Annotated in this window: 13 protein-coding genes; 2 read left to right on the top strand and 11 right to left on the bottom strand. The window is 37.6% G+C overall.

Annotation, left to right across the window (positions count from 1 at the left end):
* Positions 1 to 36: 36 nt before the first annotated feature.
* The 6 genes from hemL to hemA all read right to left on the bottom strand — a co-directional run bounded on the left by hemL (position 37) and on the right by hemA (position 6,370).
* Positions 37 to 1,326 (bottom strand): glutamate-1-semialdehyde 2,1-aminomutase, encoded by a 1,290-nt coding sequence (gene hemL / locus BTOYO_RS08560; RefSeq protein ID WP_000712951.1) that lies wholly within the window; start codon positions 1,324 to 1,326, stop codon positions 37 to 39.
* On the bottom strand, positions 1,326 to 2,315 hold the full coding sequence (gene hemB, locus BTOYO_RS08565; protein WP_001087054.1) for a porphobilinogen synthase: 990 nt from the start codon (positions 2,313 to 2,315) through the stop codon (positions 1,326 to 1,328). The genes hemL and hemB overlap by 1 nt, the downstream gene beginning before the upstream one ends.
* 169 nt (positions 2,316 to 2,484) lie before the next feature.
* Entirely contained in the window at positions 2,485 to 3,237 is a 753-nt protein-coding gene (gene hemD, locus BTOYO_RS08570; RefSeq protein WP_000992364.1) for a uroporphyrinogen-III synthase, read from the bottom strand.
* A gap of 2 nt (positions 3,238 to 3,239) precedes the next feature.
* The gene (gene hemC, locus BTOYO_RS08575) at positions 3,240 to 4,169 is read right to left on the bottom strand and encodes a hydroxymethylbilane synthase (protein WP_001226390.1); all 930 of its coding nucleotides are present in this window, start codon (positions 4,167 to 4,169) and stop codon (positions 3,240 to 3,242) included.
* Between the two features lie 15 nt (positions 4,170 to 4,184).
* Entirely contained in the window at positions 4,185 to 5,018 is an 834-nt protein-coding gene (locus tag BTOYO_RS08580; RefSeq protein WP_000009003.1) for a cytochrome c biogenesis protein, read from the bottom strand.
* Between the two features lie 17 nt (positions 5,019 to 5,035).
* Positions 5,036 to 6,370, bottom strand: coding sequence for a glutamyl-tRNA reductase (gene hemA, locus BTOYO_RS08585; protein ID WP_023441064.1), 1,335 nt, complete (start codon positions 6,368 to 6,370; stop codon positions 5,036 to 5,038).
* 416 nt (positions 6,371 to 6,786) lie between these two features.
* Here hemA and BTOYO_RS08590 point away from each other — a divergent pair, with 416 nt between their 5' ends.
* Entirely contained in the window at positions 6,787 to 7,239 is a 453-nt protein-coding gene (locus BTOYO_RS08590) for a MarR family winged helix-turn-helix transcriptional regulator (protein WP_000133909.1), read from the top strand.
* A gap of 2 nt (positions 7,240 to 7,241) precedes the next feature.
* On the top strand, positions 7,242 to 7,658 hold the full coding sequence (locus tag BTOYO_RS08595; protein ID WP_000359777.1) for an organic hydroperoxide resistance protein: 417 nt from the start codon (positions 7,242 to 7,244) through the stop codon (positions 7,656 to 7,658).
* Between the two features lie 32 nt (positions 7,659 to 7,690).
* Here the strand turns inward: BTOYO_RS08595 and ysxC are convergent, their stop codons facing one another.
* The 5 genes from ysxC to tig form a co-directional block, all read right to left on the bottom strand.
* Positions 7,691 to 8,287 carry a ribosome biogenesis GTP-binding protein YsxC gene (gene ysxC, locus BTOYO_RS08600; RefSeq protein ID WP_000869123.1) on the bottom strand — a complete coding sequence of 199 codons (597 nt, stop codon included), beginning with the start codon at positions 8,285 to 8,287 and terminating at the stop codon, positions 7,691 to 7,693.
* Positions 8,284 to 10,614, bottom strand: a complete 2,331-nt coding sequence (lon, locus tag BTOYO_RS08605; RefSeq protein WP_002039697.1) for an endopeptidase La — start codon at positions 10,612 to 10,614, stop codon at positions 8,284 to 8,286. The genes ysxC and lon overlap by 4 nt, the downstream gene beginning before the upstream one ends.
* A 184-nt stretch (positions 10,615 to 10,798) precedes the next feature.
* On the bottom strand, positions 10,799 to 12,469 hold the full coding sequence (gene lonB, locus BTOYO_RS08610) for an ATP-dependent protease LonB (RefSeq protein WP_033657339.1): 1,671 nt from the start codon (positions 12,467 to 12,469) through the stop codon (positions 10,799 to 10,801).
* 106 nt (positions 12,470 to 12,575) lie between these two features.
* The gene (clpX, locus tag BTOYO_RS08615; protein ID WP_000472286.1) at positions 12,576 to 13,835 is read right to left on the bottom strand and encodes an ATP-dependent protease ATP-binding subunit ClpX; all 1,260 of its coding nucleotides are present in this window, start codon (positions 13,833 to 13,835) and stop codon (positions 12,576 to 12,578) included.
* A 264-nt stretch (positions 13,836 to 14,099) separates the two neighbouring features.
* Positions 14,100 to 15,377 carry a trigger factor gene (gene tig, locus BTOYO_RS08620; protein WP_000729257.1) on the bottom strand — a complete coding sequence of 426 codons (1,278 nt, stop codon included), beginning with the start codon at positions 15,375 to 15,377 and terminating at the stop codon, positions 14,100 to 14,102.
* Positions 15,378 to 15,525 lie beyond the last annotated feature (148 nt).

Below are 15,525 nucleotides of genomic sequence, written 5' to 3' on the forward strand. Positions count from 1 at the left end.
TCGCTCCCCTTATGGAGAGCGATTTTCTCTAATATATTATGCTTGTAACTTTGACATTGCAATTTCAGCCGCTGCAATCGTCGCTTCAATATCTGCATCACTATGTGCTGTCGATAAGAACAAACCTTCAAATTGAGATGGTGGCAAGAATACACCTTGTTCTACCATTTCACGATAGTAAGCCGCGAAGAATTCTAAGTTTGAAGATTTCGCTGTATCGTAATTAATAACCGGCTCATCTGTAAAGAAAATACCAATCATAGAGCCTGCACGGTTAATATGATGAGGAATACCATGTTTTTCAGCCGCTTTACGTAGTCCCGCTTCTAACATTTCTGCTTTACGCTCAAACTCTACATATGATTCTGGCGTTAATTGTACTAACGTTTCATAACCTGCTGCCATTGCAAGTGGGTTACCTGATAAAGTACCAGCTTGATAAATCGGTCCGCTCGGCGCAACTTGACGCATAATTTCTGCTTTACCACCGTACGCCCCTACTGGTAAGCCACCACCGATTACTTTACCTAAACAAGTTAAATCAGGTGTTACACCGTAGTAACCTTGTCCGCAGTTATAAGCAACACGGAATCCTGTCATTACTTCATCAAAAATAAGCAGTGCACCGTTTTGTTCTGTTACTTCACGAAGCCCTTCTAAAAATCCTGGTTGCGGAGGAACAACCCCCATATTCCCTGCTACTGGTTCTACAATTACACAAGCAATATCATCACCGAATCGTTCAAAAGCGTACTTCACACTTTCTAAATCATTATAAGCTACTGTAATCGTATTTTTCGCTACACCTTCTGGTACGCCAGGGCTATCTGGTAAACCTAGAGTCGCCACACCAGAACCAGCTTTAATTAATAATGAATCACCATGACCGTGGTAACAACCAATAAATTTTAAAATTTTGTTACGACCTGTATAACCACGAGCTAAACGTAGTGCACTCATTGTCGCTTCTGTTCCAGAGTTAACCATGCGGACAATTTCAATCGATGGTACACGCTCAATAACAAGTTTCGCTAATTTATTTTCGATTTCTGTCGGCGCACCGAAGCTTGTACCTCTTTCAGCAACAGATTTTAACGCTTCAACAACACGATCATTTGCATGACCATGAATTAAAGGACCCCATGATAATACGTAATCGATGTATTCATTTCCATCAATATCATATACTTTAGAGCCTTTTCCACGCTCCATAAACAATGGATTCATACCAACAGATTTAAAGGCACGAACAGGGCTATTTACGCCACCAGGCATTAAGTCTTGCGCCTCTTCAAACGCCGCAATCGATTTATCAAACTTTTTCATTATTTAGCGCCTCCTTCTTGTAACCATTTTGCTGCATCTTTCGCATGATACGTAATAATTAAGTCTGCTCCTGCACGTTTCATGCTAATTAATTTTTCAAGCACAACTTCTTTTTCATTAATCCAACCATTTTGCGCTGCCGCTTTAATCATTGAATATTCACCACTTACGTTGTAAGCAACGATTGGTAAATTAAAGTTATTTTTCACATCACGAATGATATCTAAGTAAGAAAAAGCTGGCTTTACAATTAAGAAATCAGCACCTTCCATTACATCTGATTCTGCTTCACGGAATGCCTCCATACGGTTCGCTGGGTCCATTTGATATGTTTTACGGTCACCAAATTGCGGCGCGCCGTGTGCAGCATCACGGAACGGTCCATAAAATGCTGATGAATATTTCACAGCGTACGACATAACTGGTACGTGTCCAAAACCATTCTCATCTAACGCATGGCGAATTGCTGTTACGAATCCGTCCATCATGTTTGATGGCGCAATAATGTCCGCTCCTGCTTTCGCTTGGCTTACAGCTGTTTTCGCAAGTACTGCAAGAGACTCGTCATTTAAAATAATACCATCTTCAATTACACCGCAATGACCATGGCTTGTGAATTGACATAAACATGTATCTGCAACTACTACTAACTCAGGGAACTCACCTTTAATTTGCTTAATGGCACGCTGTACAATTCCATGATCACAATATGCTGATGATCCAACTTCATCCTTTTCAGCAGGTAAACCAAATACAATAACAGAACGAATACCTAAATCAACAACCTCTTGCATTTCAGCTTGCAATAAATCTAAAGAGATTTGATATACGCCCGGCATAGAAGGAACTTCATTACGAACATTCTCTCCTTCTAATACAAAAATAGGGTAAATAAAATCTTCCGTATGTAAAAACGTTTCACGCACAAGCGCACGCATGCCCCCGCTTTGTCTTAAGCGACGATGACGATTAAATTGTAAAGAGTTCATAAATTTCTATCCCCATTCTTTTATTTTGTCCCGCGTTAACGGGCAGTAAGACTCCCATCTCAAAATTCGGCTAGAGCAAAGAAGTTAGATGGGAAATCAACTGCCCATAAACGCCCAATTGGTGAGGGCTAATAATTAGTGGGGAATGAACCTCCCACTAATTAAAGTTTCACTTTATAGATTCACAAATGCATTGTAGTAATGCTTCTACAGTGTACTCTTTCGGCACAATAACATGCGGAAAATAAAGGTTCGCTTCTTTTTCCGTAATAGGCCCTATACAAGCAATTGTACATTTTTTTGTCCATTCTCTCCAGTTTGTGCCCTCCAGTAAACGAACAAAACTATCAACAGTTGAAGGACTCGTAAATGTAATAACATTTACTTTCCTTACTTTCAATGCTGTTATAAGTTCTTGTTTTTTCTCTACATTTACTTTCGTACCGTATACGATTAGCTCATCTAGAGAAACACCAATTCCCCGAAGTTTAACTGGAATTACATCTCTCGCTAAATTCCCTTTCGGAAATAAAATACGCTCGTTTCCACTTAATTCTTTTAGAAACTCTTCGGCAAACACTTCTGCAACAAATGAGGTTGGAACAAAATGAACTTGATAGCCCCTTTTTTCTAACTCTAATTTTGTTTTCACGCCTACCGCAGCGATTTTAATAGTTAATGGTAGTTTCTTTTCTAAACCATCTAGAAAAAAAGTTACACCATTTTTACTCGTAAAAATAACCCAGTCATACGAATGTAGCTGCCTTGCTGTATGGTGAATTCGCCTATGAGATGTGCCTTCCATACGCAAAAGCGGAATTTCCAATGGAATTCCGCTCCGTTCTTTCACTGCTACACTCATTTGTTTCGCTTGATGCTGGGCACGTGTAATCAATACTGTTTTGCCAGCAAGAGCATTCATATTTATTGTTGTCCCTTATTTGCAGCAAGAATGAGTTCTTTTGCGCCTTGTTTAATTAAAAGGTCCGCAGCCTCTAGCCCTACTTCCTTTGGTTCAACGCCTACCACTGTCTCTTTTAATAAAACAGAGCCGTCCATAGAACCGACAAGAGCTGTTAATTCGATTGCATCATCCTTTGTAAGAGTTGCATATCCAGCGATCGGAACTTGACATCCACCTTCAAGTTTATGAAGAAATACTCGCTCCGCTGCCACTGTTCTCTCTGTTACAGCATCATTCATATGCGATAACAACTGTAATAAATCGTTATCGTCCTTACGACATTCAATCGCTAATGCACCTTGTCCTACAGCTGGTACACATAACGTTTCATCTAAATGTTCTGTAATCACTTCATCATCCCAGCCCATTCTTTGTAATCCAGCTGTCGCTAAAATAATTGCATCATAATCTTCTTCTTTTAATTTACGTAAACGTGTATCGATATTTCCGCGAATCCATTTCACTTGTAAATCTGGTCTCGCAGCTAATAACTGTGCACTACGTCTTAAACTACTCGTTCCTAAAATCGCACCTTCTGCTAAATCTTTAAATGATGCTCCGCTTTTAGAAATAAAAGCATCACGAGGGTCAACACGCTTTGGTGTACAGCCAATCATTAATCCTTCTGGAAGTACGGCTGGCATATCTTTCATACTATGTACAGCCATATCGATTTCTTTCATAAGTAACGCATGTTCAATTTCTTTAACGAACAAACCTTTTCCGCCTACTTTTGAAAGAGTAACATCTAAAATCACATCACCTTTAGTGACAATTTCTTTCACTTCAAATTCATATGGTAAACCAAGTGCTTTTAACTGATCAATAAACCAGTTTGTTTGCGTCAATGCTAGCTTACTCTTTCGTGAACCTACAATAATTTTGCGCATAATTCTCTCTCCTCATTATAAATACCAAAAGTGGAAATTAGATAAACTACTTAATAGAAAAATGTTAACTAGCATTACGAGAAAGGCCCCTACATTCCACAGTACAATTTTCTTCCCTTGCAACACATCTGCCGCTCGTAAATACAAGCCCGTACAATATACAAATAGAACGACAAACGAACCGATTACTTTCGTATCATACCAATGAAAATTGTCCAATTTTGTATATCCCCATATGCATCCTAATAAAATTGCTAGTAAGAAAAATGGAACAGAAAATAAATTTAACCCGTAAGACGTAGATTCAAGCTTCGGCAAATTCCCTAACCTTCTTAATCTCGCATTCCACTTTTTCTTTTTTAATAGGCGATATTGCAGTAAATACATAATAGAAAAAATAAACGATACCGTAAACGTTGCATAAGAAATAATCGCCATTCCAACATGCACGTATACAAGTTCTGAAACTAATTGCTCTGCAAGTACTGGCGACATCTTTCCGAGCGGTGTAAAAATAGAAAAGGCGCTTACGCCAAATGCTACAACATTTGTAAAGAAGACTAAAAAGTCAACGCGCATAAATCGATTTATGACTAACGACATCGTAATCAATAACCAAACATAAAAATAAATCCCTGATAATAAAGTTAAAATGGGATTCGTTTCTGAATCTGTCGCCCTAAGCAACATAAAAATAGACTGCAATACCCATACAATCGAAAGTAACCAAAAAGCAAATCGGTTCGCCTTTCGGTTACTTTGGAAATAATCTATAAAATATAAACTAATGCTACAAGCATATAAAATAATTGCAATATGATAAATAATACTGTTATTTAAAAAACTCATCCGATCATCCTTCCAAATTATAAAGATGGAACGGATGGTGTCCACACTCTTTTATGTTCTACTTCTTCCGCACGACTCTCTACTTCTTCCGTTTCTAAATCAAAAATCTTTGCAAATAACGCTAATTTTTCGCCCGCCCCCTCTTCAGCAGCTATTTCTTTTGCTACTAAAATTGGGTCTTTTAATAATTGGTTAATAATACTTTTCGTATGCTTACTAATTACTTTTTTCTCACGATCACTAAGATTTGGTATTTTTCGTTCAAGACTTTCCATCGTTTCGCTTTGAATTACAAGTGCCTTATCACGAAGAGCTGCTATTAACGGAACAACACCAAGTGTACTTAACCACGTTTTAAATAGAACAATTTCCTCTTCAATCATAAATTGAATTTTCTTTGCTTCTTTCAAACGCTCAGCACGATTTGCTTCCACTACTCCTTGCAGATCATCAATGTCATATAAGAAAGAGCCTTCTAACTCATCAATTGCTGGATCAATATCACGTGGCACTGCAATATCAACCATAAATAAAGGACGACCAGAGCGCATTTTCTCTACCTTTGTCATCATCTCTTTCGTAATGACATACTCTGATGCACCAGTGGAACTAATTAAAATGTCCGCTTCTAATAATGCACATTGTAATTCACTTAAAGATTTTGCATGTCCCATATATTTCTCAGCCATTACTTCCGCTTTTGAAAGCGTTCTATTCATAACGGTTACTTTACGAGCACCGCTTCCGTATAAATTTTGTAATGCAAGTTCTCCCATTTTACCAGCACCAAGAATAAGTACATGACAATCTGTTAACTCACCAAATATTTTCTTTCCAAGTTCAACAGCAGCATAACTAACAGACATTGCACTCTCACCAATTGTTGTTTCTGAGTGAGCACGTTTTGCTAACGTAATGACTTGCTTAAACAATTCATTAAAAATTGTACCTGTCGCTTTTACTTGTTGCGCTTCTAAAAAGCTATCTTTTATTTGACCTAAAATCTGCGTTTCTCCAACTACCATAGAATCTAAACCGCACGTTACGCGGAATAAATGATCTATTGCACCATCTTGTTCAAAAATAGTTAAATATGGTGCGACTTCTTCTATTTCAAGCTGAAACCAATCAGCTAAAAACTTCTTAATATAATACCGTCCCGTGTGTAATTGATCGACAACAGCATAAATCTCAGTGCGATTACAAGTTGATACAATGACATTTTCTAACACGCTCTTTTGACTTTGTAATGTAGTCATTGCTTGTTCTAGCTCTGCTGCCTGAAATGTGAGTTTCTCACGAAATTCTACAGGGGCTGTTCGATAATTTACACTAACAACAAGAATATGCACGCAGCATGTCCCCCTTCACCCGTTTTATCACTTTATCTACTATCATAATACAACTTTCCTCTTATGAATCTGACAATCGTGTGAACAACCGATTATTTTTTATATATTCTCCGTATGTAATAAAGGAGATTCAGTAAAACTAATAAAAAGCTCCCTACTTTATAATGATTATAAATTAATAACTCTATTTGTACGTTACCAAAAAAAGTCCTCATAATCAAGTGATGGAAACTATTCCATATAAATTATAACATCATCTTTCCTATCTTCTTTCATCATGAAGGAAAATATGTATGATTGTTCCAAAATATAGCACACACTTTCTCAATACAATGTATTTGACATTGTATTTATTTTTCGTTATATTGGTTTTACAAAATTAAATTTTGCACAATTTAAAAAGAAAGGAGTTATTCATGACAGAAGATTCTTTGCATCTAGATAACCAACTTTGTTTTTCTATTTACGCCTGTTCTAGAGAGGTTACACGTTTTTATCGACCGTATTTAGACGAAATGGGTATTACGTACCCTCAGTACATTACTTTACTTGTACTATGGGAACAAGACGGACTAACAGTAAAAGAAATTGGAGAACGTCTATTTCTAGATTCCGGCACGTTAACACCTATGCTAAAACGGATGGAATCATTAAACCTTGTAAAACGTGTTCGTTCAAAAGAAGATGAGCGAAAAGTTTGTATTGAATTAACAGAACAAGGTAAAGATTTAAAAGAAAAGGCTTGTTCATTACCGAAAACGATGGCTACAAATTTAGGAATTACAGAGCAAGAGTATCGTTCTTTATTAACCCAATTAAATAAACTAATTGAAACAATGAAAACAATAAATGATAGAAAAGGGGAATAAACATGGATAAATTATATACTGCTTCAGTAACAGCAACAGGTGGAAGAAACGGGAAAGTAGTTTCAGATGATGGCATATTAAATCTTGATGTAAAAATGCCGAAAGCATTAGGTGGTGCTGGCGGGGAAGCAACAAACCCTGAGCAACTATTTGCCGCTGGTTATGCCGCTTGTTTTGATAGTGCATTGCAACTTGTCATTCGTACAAAACGAGTGAAAGTGGAAAGTACAGAAGTAACTGCTCACGTTTCTATCGGAAAAGATACAGATGGTGGTTTCGGACTATCTGCTGTACTTGACGTACATGTCGCTGGCGTTTCTCATGCCGAAGCACAAGAACTTGTAGAAGCCGCTCACGGTGTATGTCCGTACTCTAAAGCAACACGAGGGAATATTGAAGTAACATTAAACGTACGCTAAAAATTTATACAAACAAAAACGCGCGACATTCGTCACGCGTTTTTTGTTTTTGTCATTTTATGAATTGCCTTCCACGCTTCTTCTTTTCCAAGTCCTGTTTCAGAAGAGAATAGAACGATTTCATCGCCAATTTCAACAGCAAGCGTTTCTTTTACAACTTTTAAATGCTTTTGCCATTTCCCTTTCGGAATTTTATCGGCTTTCGTCGCAATAATAATTGTTGGAATTTCATAATGCTTTAAGAAATCATACATCATCACATCATCGTTTGTTGGTTGGTGACGTAAATCTACTACTAATACAGCTGCATCTAATTGCTCACGTGTTGTAAAGTACGTTTCAATCATCTTGCCCCATGCTGCACGTTCCGTTTTAGATACTTTCGCATATCCATAACCTGGAACGTCAACAAAATGCATCATTTCATTGATTAAGAAAAAGTTCAGCGTTTGCGTTTTTCCTGGTTTAGAAGAAATACGTACTAACTTTTTACGATTTAAAATTTTATTAATGAAGGAAGACTTCCCGACATTTGAACGACCTGCTAATGCAATTTCTGGTAAGTCACTGTCTGGATATTGTTCTGGTTTAACAGCACTAATTACAATATCTGCTTTTGTTACTTTCATTGTTTCACTCCTACTAATGCGTGCTCCAATACTTCGTCTAAATGAGATGCAAGCACAAACGTAAGATTTTCTTTTACGCTTTCTGGAATATCATCTAAATCTTTCTCGTTCTCTGCTGGCAAAATAATTTTTGTTAAGCCTGCGCGATGAGCACTTAATGTTTTTTCTTTCAATCCACCAATTGGTAATACACGGCCACGAAGTGTAATTTCACCTGTCATACCAACTTCTTTACTTACAGGAATACCTGTTAGTGCAGAAATAAGTGCCGTTGCCATCGTAATACCTGCTGACGGTCCATCTTTTGGAACTGCTCCTTCTGGAACGTGAATATGAATATCATTTTTCTCATGGAAATTTGGATCAATATGAAGCTCTTCGGCACGAGAACGAATATAGCTAAACGCAGCTTGTGCTGATTCTTTCATAACATCCCCAAGTTTCCCTGTTAAAATTAATTTCCCTTTACCTGGCGCTAAGGACACTTCAATTGCAAGTGTATCGCCGCCCGCTGCTGTATAAGCTAACCCGGTTGCCATTCCGACTTGGTCTGTTTTCTCTGCTTGCCCATAACGGAATATGTGTTTACCAAGTAAATCTACAATATTTTTCTCTGTCACAACAATACGTTTACGTTCCGCTGTAACGATAATTTTCGCTGCTTTACGACAAACTTTTGCAATTTGGCGCTCTAGCGTACGAACACCAGCCTCACGTGTATAATAACGAATAATTTCAAGAAGCGCTTCATCACGTACTTGTAAATTACCTTTTCGTAAGCCATGCTCTTTTAATTGTTTCGGCAATAAATGCTCTCGAGCAATGTGCACCTTTTCCAGTTCTGTATACCCAGCAATCGAAATAATTTCCATACGGTCAAGTAATGGACCCGGAATACTTGAAAGTGTATTAGCGGTTGCTACAAACATAACTTTCGATAGATCATATGGTTCTTCAATGTAATGATCACTGAAGTTATGATTTTGTTCTGGATCTAACACTTCAAGTAATGCTGCTGATGGATCGCCACGGAAATCGTTAGACATTTTATCAATCTCATCTAATAAGAAGACTGGATTAACTGTTTTCGCCTTTTTCATACCTTGAATAATGCGTCCCGGCATTGCTCCAACGTATGTACGACGGTGACCACGAATTTCAGATTCATCACGCACACCACCAAGGGATACACGGACAAAATTACGATTTAATGATGTCGCAATTGAACGAGCTAACGAAGTTTTCCCGACCCCTGGAGGGCCTACTAAACAAAGGATAGGTCCTTTTAATGAGTTCGTCAATTTTTGTACAGCTAAATATTCAAGCACTCGCTCTTTTACTTTTTCAAGACCGTAATGATCTTTGTTTAAAATCTCTTCAGAATGAACAAGATCAATCATATCCTCTGTCGCTTCTGTCCACGGAAGTGCTAATAACCAATCAATATAATTGCGAATAACACCGCTCTCCGCAGAACTTGCTGGTAGCTTTTCATAACGATCTAATTCTTTCAGTGCAGCCTTCGTTGTTTCTTCAGGCATTCCTGACTGTTCAATTTTCTCACGAAGTTCTTCAACTTCCCCACCCTTACCTTCTTTATCGCCAAGTTCAGTTTGAATCGCCTTCATTTGCTCACGTAAGAAATATTCTTTTTGCGTGCGTTCCATTGAACGTTTCACTTTTTGTCCAATTTTCTTTTCTAAACTAAGTAACTCTTGTTCATCTTGAATAATTGAAATAAGTGTATGTAATCGTTCTTTCACAGATACAATCTCTAAAATTTCTTGTTTCTGTTTCGTTTTAATTGGCAAGTGAGAAGCAATTAAATCAGCTAGTCTTCCTGGTTCTTCTACATCAGCTACCGTTGCAAATGTTTCATTTGATACTTTTTTCGAAACTTTAATATATTGTTCGAAATGCTCCAGTAACGTACGCATAAGAGCTTTCTCTTCTAAATCACCTTCCACTTCTTCAGTTACCGTTTTAATAGAAACTTGTACTACATTTTCTTCCTCGATAAACTCTACTACTTCTGCTCTATGTAAACCTTCTACAAGGACACGAAGCGTACCGTTCGGCAATTTTAACATTTGCTTCACTTTCGCCACTGTACCTACACTATATATGTCATCTTCTTTCGGATCATCGATATTCATTTCTTTTTGCATCGCTAAAAAGATGATATTTTCATCCATTGCCGCCTGCTCTAGTGCCTGTATCGATTTATCACGTCCTACATCAAGATGCAGAACCATCGTTGGATATACGAGAACGCCTCTTAATGGTAGGAGGGGTACGATTCTTTCATTCGTATTCATACTAGACATAGCACCTCCATAATAAATTAAACTCCTGTTCAACTATTTTATATTACAATACATCTAGATGCAATTGCAGAGATTCTGAGCAATTGTAAATCCCTTGTTTTTTCTCCCTTATGAAAAGAAAAAAAGACTCCGCTTAAGCATACAAACTTAAACGAAGCCTGGCAAATTTTATTATCATTCATTCTCACATGGATTGTGCATCTGTTTCGTCTACAGTAGTATGTACATCAAGCTCTCGATGCATATTTTCCTGCATAAATGTTAGCTCAAATACTTCTTTTAACTTACGAACAGGAATGATTTCAATTCCCTTTATTGTGTACAAAAACGGTTGCATGTTTTCAGCAGGAATAATGACTTTCTTAGCTCCTGCTTTTTTCGCAGCCTTTATTTTTGCGTATACACCACCAATAGGCTTCACTTCTCCATGTATACTTATTTCACCTGTCATCGCCACTTCATTATTCACATATGTACGATGCACGGCTGAGTAAACACCCGTTGCCATAGCAATCCCTGCAGAAGGACCATCGATCGGGATACCACCTGGAAAATTAATATGTATATCGTACCCTTCTGGCAACACATCTAAAGAACGAAGTACTGTTAATACATTATCTACAGAACCTTTCGCCATACTTTTACGACGAATTGATTTCGTTTGGCTACCAATACTTTCCTCTTCTACAATACCGGTAACATTTACCGACCCTTTATCTTTCGCCGTGATTGCTGTTACTTCTATTTCTAATAACGCTCCTGTATTCGGTCCGTATACAGCAAGTCCGTTTACAAGACCGATCCTCGGAATAGGGTAAATACGTTTTTCATATTTCGGTGCAAGCTGACTAGAATGAACAACCCACTCTATATCTTCATCTTTAATGAAAGAACGTTCTTCATTTATCGCCATACCAGCAGAGATTTGCACGAGATTAATTGCTTCTCGTCCATTCCTTGCATACATACCAATCATTTCAATACCGTTCTCACCGATTTGCATTTCCACTTTGTCGGCTGCATTCTTCGCTACTTTTTGAATTTCTTCTGTATCTAGCTCACGGAAAAATACCTCTAAGCAACGAGACCGAATAGCAGGTGGAATTTCCTCTGGTGAACGTGTTGTCGCTCCAACTAAGCGGAAATCTGCTGGTAAACCTTTTTGAAAAATATCATGTATATACGTTGGAATCATCGTATTCTCTTCACTATAGTACGCACTTTCTAAAAATACTTTTCGATCTTCTAACACCTTTAACATTTTGTTCATTTGAATCGGATGTAGTTCACCAATTTCATCAATAAACAAAATACCACCATGTGCATCTGTTACTGCGCCTTTTTTCGGTTGTGGAATACCTGCTTGCCCCATCGCACCAGCACCTTGATAAATCGGATCATGAACCGAGCCAATTAAAGGATCTGCAATACCACGTTCATCAAACCGAGCTGTCGTCGCATCAAGTTCGATAAATGTTGCATTCGTACGAAATGGAGATTTCGGATTTCGTTTCGCCTCTTCTAATACAAGACGCGCTGCCGCTGTCTTTCCGACACCTGGCGGGCCATATATGATTACATGTTGCGGATTCGGACCACAAAGAGCCGCTTTTAACGACTTAATCCCGTCTTCTTGCCCTACAATATCTAAAAAGGATGTAGGGCGCACCTTTTCCGCAAGCGGCTCTGTTAGAGAAATCTCACGCATTTTACGAAGCTGTTCTAATTCTTTTTTTGATTCTCGATCAATTGAAACTTTTTGTGTTCGCTGATTTCGAAGTAAGTGCCAAAAATATAATCCGACAATTACACCAAAAACAAGTTGAACAAGTAAAAATATATTTGTCCAGCTCATCATTTATTTCCTCCCGCAATGTTTTATCATTTAGTATTTCCGCGGAAGAACGTAGCTAAACATAAAGAAAAACAGCAATTATAAAAATTGCTGTTTCTCTTTCGCATTATGCAGATGTTTTTGTATCAAGTACAGTACCGTCTTGTAGCACCAATTTCGGTGGCTCATTATCAGCTACTGTTTCTTTCGTAAGAATACACTTCTCGATATCTTTGCGAGATGGAAGTTCAAACATTACATCAAGCATTAAGCCTTCAATAATAGAACGAAGTCCACGAGCACCTGTTTTACGTTCAATTGCTTTTTTCGCAATCTCAATCAGTGCGCCTTCTTCAAACTCTAACTCAACATCGTCAAGCTCCAACAGTTTTTGGAATTGCTTAACAAGTGCATTTTTCGGTTTCGTTAAAATATCAACAAGAGCATCTTCATCAAGTGGCTCTAGGTTCGCAATAACTGGAAGACGACCGATAAACTCTGGAATTAAACCAAATCTTAAAAGGTCCTCTGGTAATACGTGAGATAGAACATGCTTTTCATTTACATCAGCATTTTTCTTCTCTGAACCAAATCCAATTACTTTTTCACCAAGGCGACGTTTAATAATTGGCTCAATGCCATCAAACGCTCCACCACAAATGAATAGGATATTCGTTGTATCAATTTGAATGAATTCTTGATGCGGATGCTTACGACCACCTTGAGGTGGAACGCTTGCTACAGTACCTTCTAAAATTTTCAGAAGTGCCTGCTGTACACCTTCACCAGATACATCACGTGTAATTGATGGATTTTCGGACTTACGTGCCACTTTATCAATCTCATCAATATAAATAATTCCTTTTTCTGCTTTTTCTACATCATAATCAGCCGCTTGAATTAGTTTTAGTAAAATGTTTTCTACATCTTCCCCAACGTATCCAGCTTCTGTTAAAGATGTTGCGTCCGCGATTGCAAATGGAACATTTAAAATACGCGCTAATGTTTGTGCCAATAATGTTTTACCACTACCTGTTGGCCCAATAAGTGAAATATTACTCTTCGCTAATTCTACATCATCAATTTTGCTGTTAGAATTAATACGTTTGTAATGGTTATATACCGCTACCGCTAGTGCTTTTTTCGCGTTATCTTGTCCGATGACATACTCATCTAAGATTTCACGAATTTCTACCGGTTTCGGTACATCTTTGAATTCTACTTCTTCGTCCTTCGCAAGCTCCTCTTGTACAATTTCAGTACAAAGCTCGATACACTCGTCACAAATGTAAACACCTGGACCTGCAACTAACTTTCGAACTTGCGTTTGTGTTTTACCACAGAAAGAACATTTTAATTGCCCTTTTTCATCATTAAATTTAAACATATTTTCACACCCCTTACAAAGTGCTAACCTCTTGCCTTCGTATGTACACGATAAATGTATCGTATGTAAATACATATTATGTCACTACGTAGCGAGAAATACAAATAATATGACTAGTTATGTACAAATAAAAAGTTTTTAAAACTTTTGAAATATGTATATTCGACTTATAAAGGAACTTTTCCTTCTTCATCGAAAAGTTTTATAAATATATTTCTATATTTATAAAACAAGGCACGATTAAAATCGCGCCTTGTTATTTTATTATGCAGCGTTTTCTACTAAGAAGTCTACAGCTTTACGCACTTTAAGATCTTCAGATAAAGCGTCTGCGCTTCCAAGAGCTTGCTTGATAGCGTCTACTGGCATACCGTACATTTCAGCCATTTTTTCAACTTCTGCAGTTACTTCTTCTTCAGTAACTTCGATGTTTTCAGCTTCAATGATAGCTTCAAGAACAAGATTGATTCTTACACGTTTTTGTGCATCCTCTTTCATTTGCTCTTTTAATTTGTCAGCATCAGTACCTGTGAATTGGTAGTAAAGCTCAAGGTTCATACCTTGTTGGCTTAAACGTTGCTCGAATTCACGAACCATACGATCTAACTCAGTGTCGATCATAGCTTCTGGAATATCGATTTCAGCGTTAGCAGCAGCTAATTCTACTACTTCGTCACGTACTTTGTGCTCAGCTTCGTGCTTTTTGCCTTCTTCTAAGTTTGTACGAAGTTTTGTTTTTAATTCATCAAGAGTTGCAACTTCTTCGTCAGCCTCTTTAGCGAACTCGTCGTTTAACTCAGGAAGTTCTTTTGTTTTGATTTCGTGAATTGTTACTTTGAATGTTGCTGGTTTGCCAGCTAATTCAGCAGCATGGTACTCTTCTGGGAATGATACTTCAACGTCTTTAGACTCACCAGATTTAAGACCAATTACTTGCTCTTCGAAACCTGGGATGAAAGTACCAGAACCGATTGCAAGAGAATAGTTTTCGCCTTTTCCGCCTTCAAATGCTTCGCCATCAACGAAACCTTCGAAGTCGATTACAGCTGTATCACCATTTTCAATAGTTCCTTCTTCTTTAACAACTAGTTCAGCTTGACGCTCTTGTAAAGCTTTTACTTCATTCTCTACATCTTCGTCAGTTACAGTTGTTTCAACTTTTTCTACTGCTAAACCTTTGTACTCACCTAATTTAACTTCAGGTTTCACTGTAACTTTTGCAGTGAAGATAAGGTTAGCATTTTTTTCGAACTTCTCAATATCGATTTCAGGATGAGCAACTGGGAAGATACCAGCTTCATCGATTGCTTCACCGTATGCTTTTGGTAAGATGATATCTAAAGCATCTTGGTATAAAGATTCGATACCAAAGCGTTGTTCGAATAACGGACGAGGCATTTTTCCTTTACGGAAACCTGGTACGTTGATTGTTTTTACTACTTTTTTGAACGCAGCGTCGATAGAGTTGTTTACTTCTTTAGCATCAACTTCAATTGTTAAAACGCCTACGTTACCTTCTAATTTTTCCCATTTTGCAGCCATTTATTCTTTCCCTCCAACTATAATAATGTATGCACATACCTTTATAGATCAAAATATTCATTATCTCTCTTTCGAAATAATAAATGTACAAATAATCCTCTAGCAAATGCTTTCAGATATAATGTTCCAATCTACTAGTTGTCTAAAA

Source organism: Bacillus toyonensis BCT-7112 (assembly GCF_000496285.1).
In the GTDB taxonomy this organism is placed as follows: domain Bacteria; phylum Bacillota; class Bacilli; order Bacillales; family Bacillaceae_G; genus Bacillus_A; species Bacillus_A toyonensis.

Coding starts and splice junctions, on each gene's coding strand:
- hemL (WP_000712951.1), bottom strand. CDS start 1,326: ATGAAAAAGTTTGATAAATCGATTGCGGCGTTTGAAGAGGCGCAAGAC.
- hemB (WP_001087054.1), bottom strand. CDS start 2,315: ATGAACTCTTTACAATTTAATCGTCATCGTCGCTTAAGACAAAGCGGG.
- hemD (WP_000992364.1), bottom strand. CDS start 3,237: ATGAATGCTCTTGCTGGCAAAACAGTATTGATTACACGTGCCCAGCAT.
- hemC (WP_001226390.1), bottom strand. CDS start 4,169: ATGCGCAAAATTATTGTAGGTTCACGAAAGAGTAAGCTAGCATTGACG.
- BTOYO_RS08580 (WP_000009003.1), bottom strand. CDS start 5,018: ATGAGTTTTTTAAATAACAGTATTATTTATCATATTGCAATTATTTTA.
- BTOYO_RS08590 (WP_000133909.1), top strand. CDS start 6,787: ATGACAGAAGATTCTTTGCATCTAGATAACCAACTTTGTTTTTCTATT.
- BTOYO_RS08595 (WP_000359777.1), top strand. CDS start 7,242: ATGGATAAATTATATACTGCTTCAGTAACAGCAACAGGTGGAAGAAAC.
- ysxC (WP_000869123.1), bottom strand. CDS start 8,287: ATGAAAGTAACAAAAGCAGATATTGTAATTAGTGCTGTTAAACCAGAA.
- lon (WP_002039697.1), bottom strand. CDS start 10,614: ATGTCTAGTATGAATACGAATGAAAGAATCGTACCCCTCCTACCATTA.
- lonB (WP_033657339.1), bottom strand. CDS start 12,469: ATGAGCTGGACAAATATATTTTTACTTGTTCAACTTGTTTTTGGTGTA.
- clpX (WP_000472286.1), bottom strand. CDS start 13,835: ATGTTTAAATTTAATGATGAAAAAGGGCAATTAAAATGTTCTTTCTGT.
- tig (WP_000729257.1), bottom strand. CDS start 15,377: ATGGCTGCAAAATGGGAAAAATTAGAAGGTAACGTAGGCGTTTTAACA.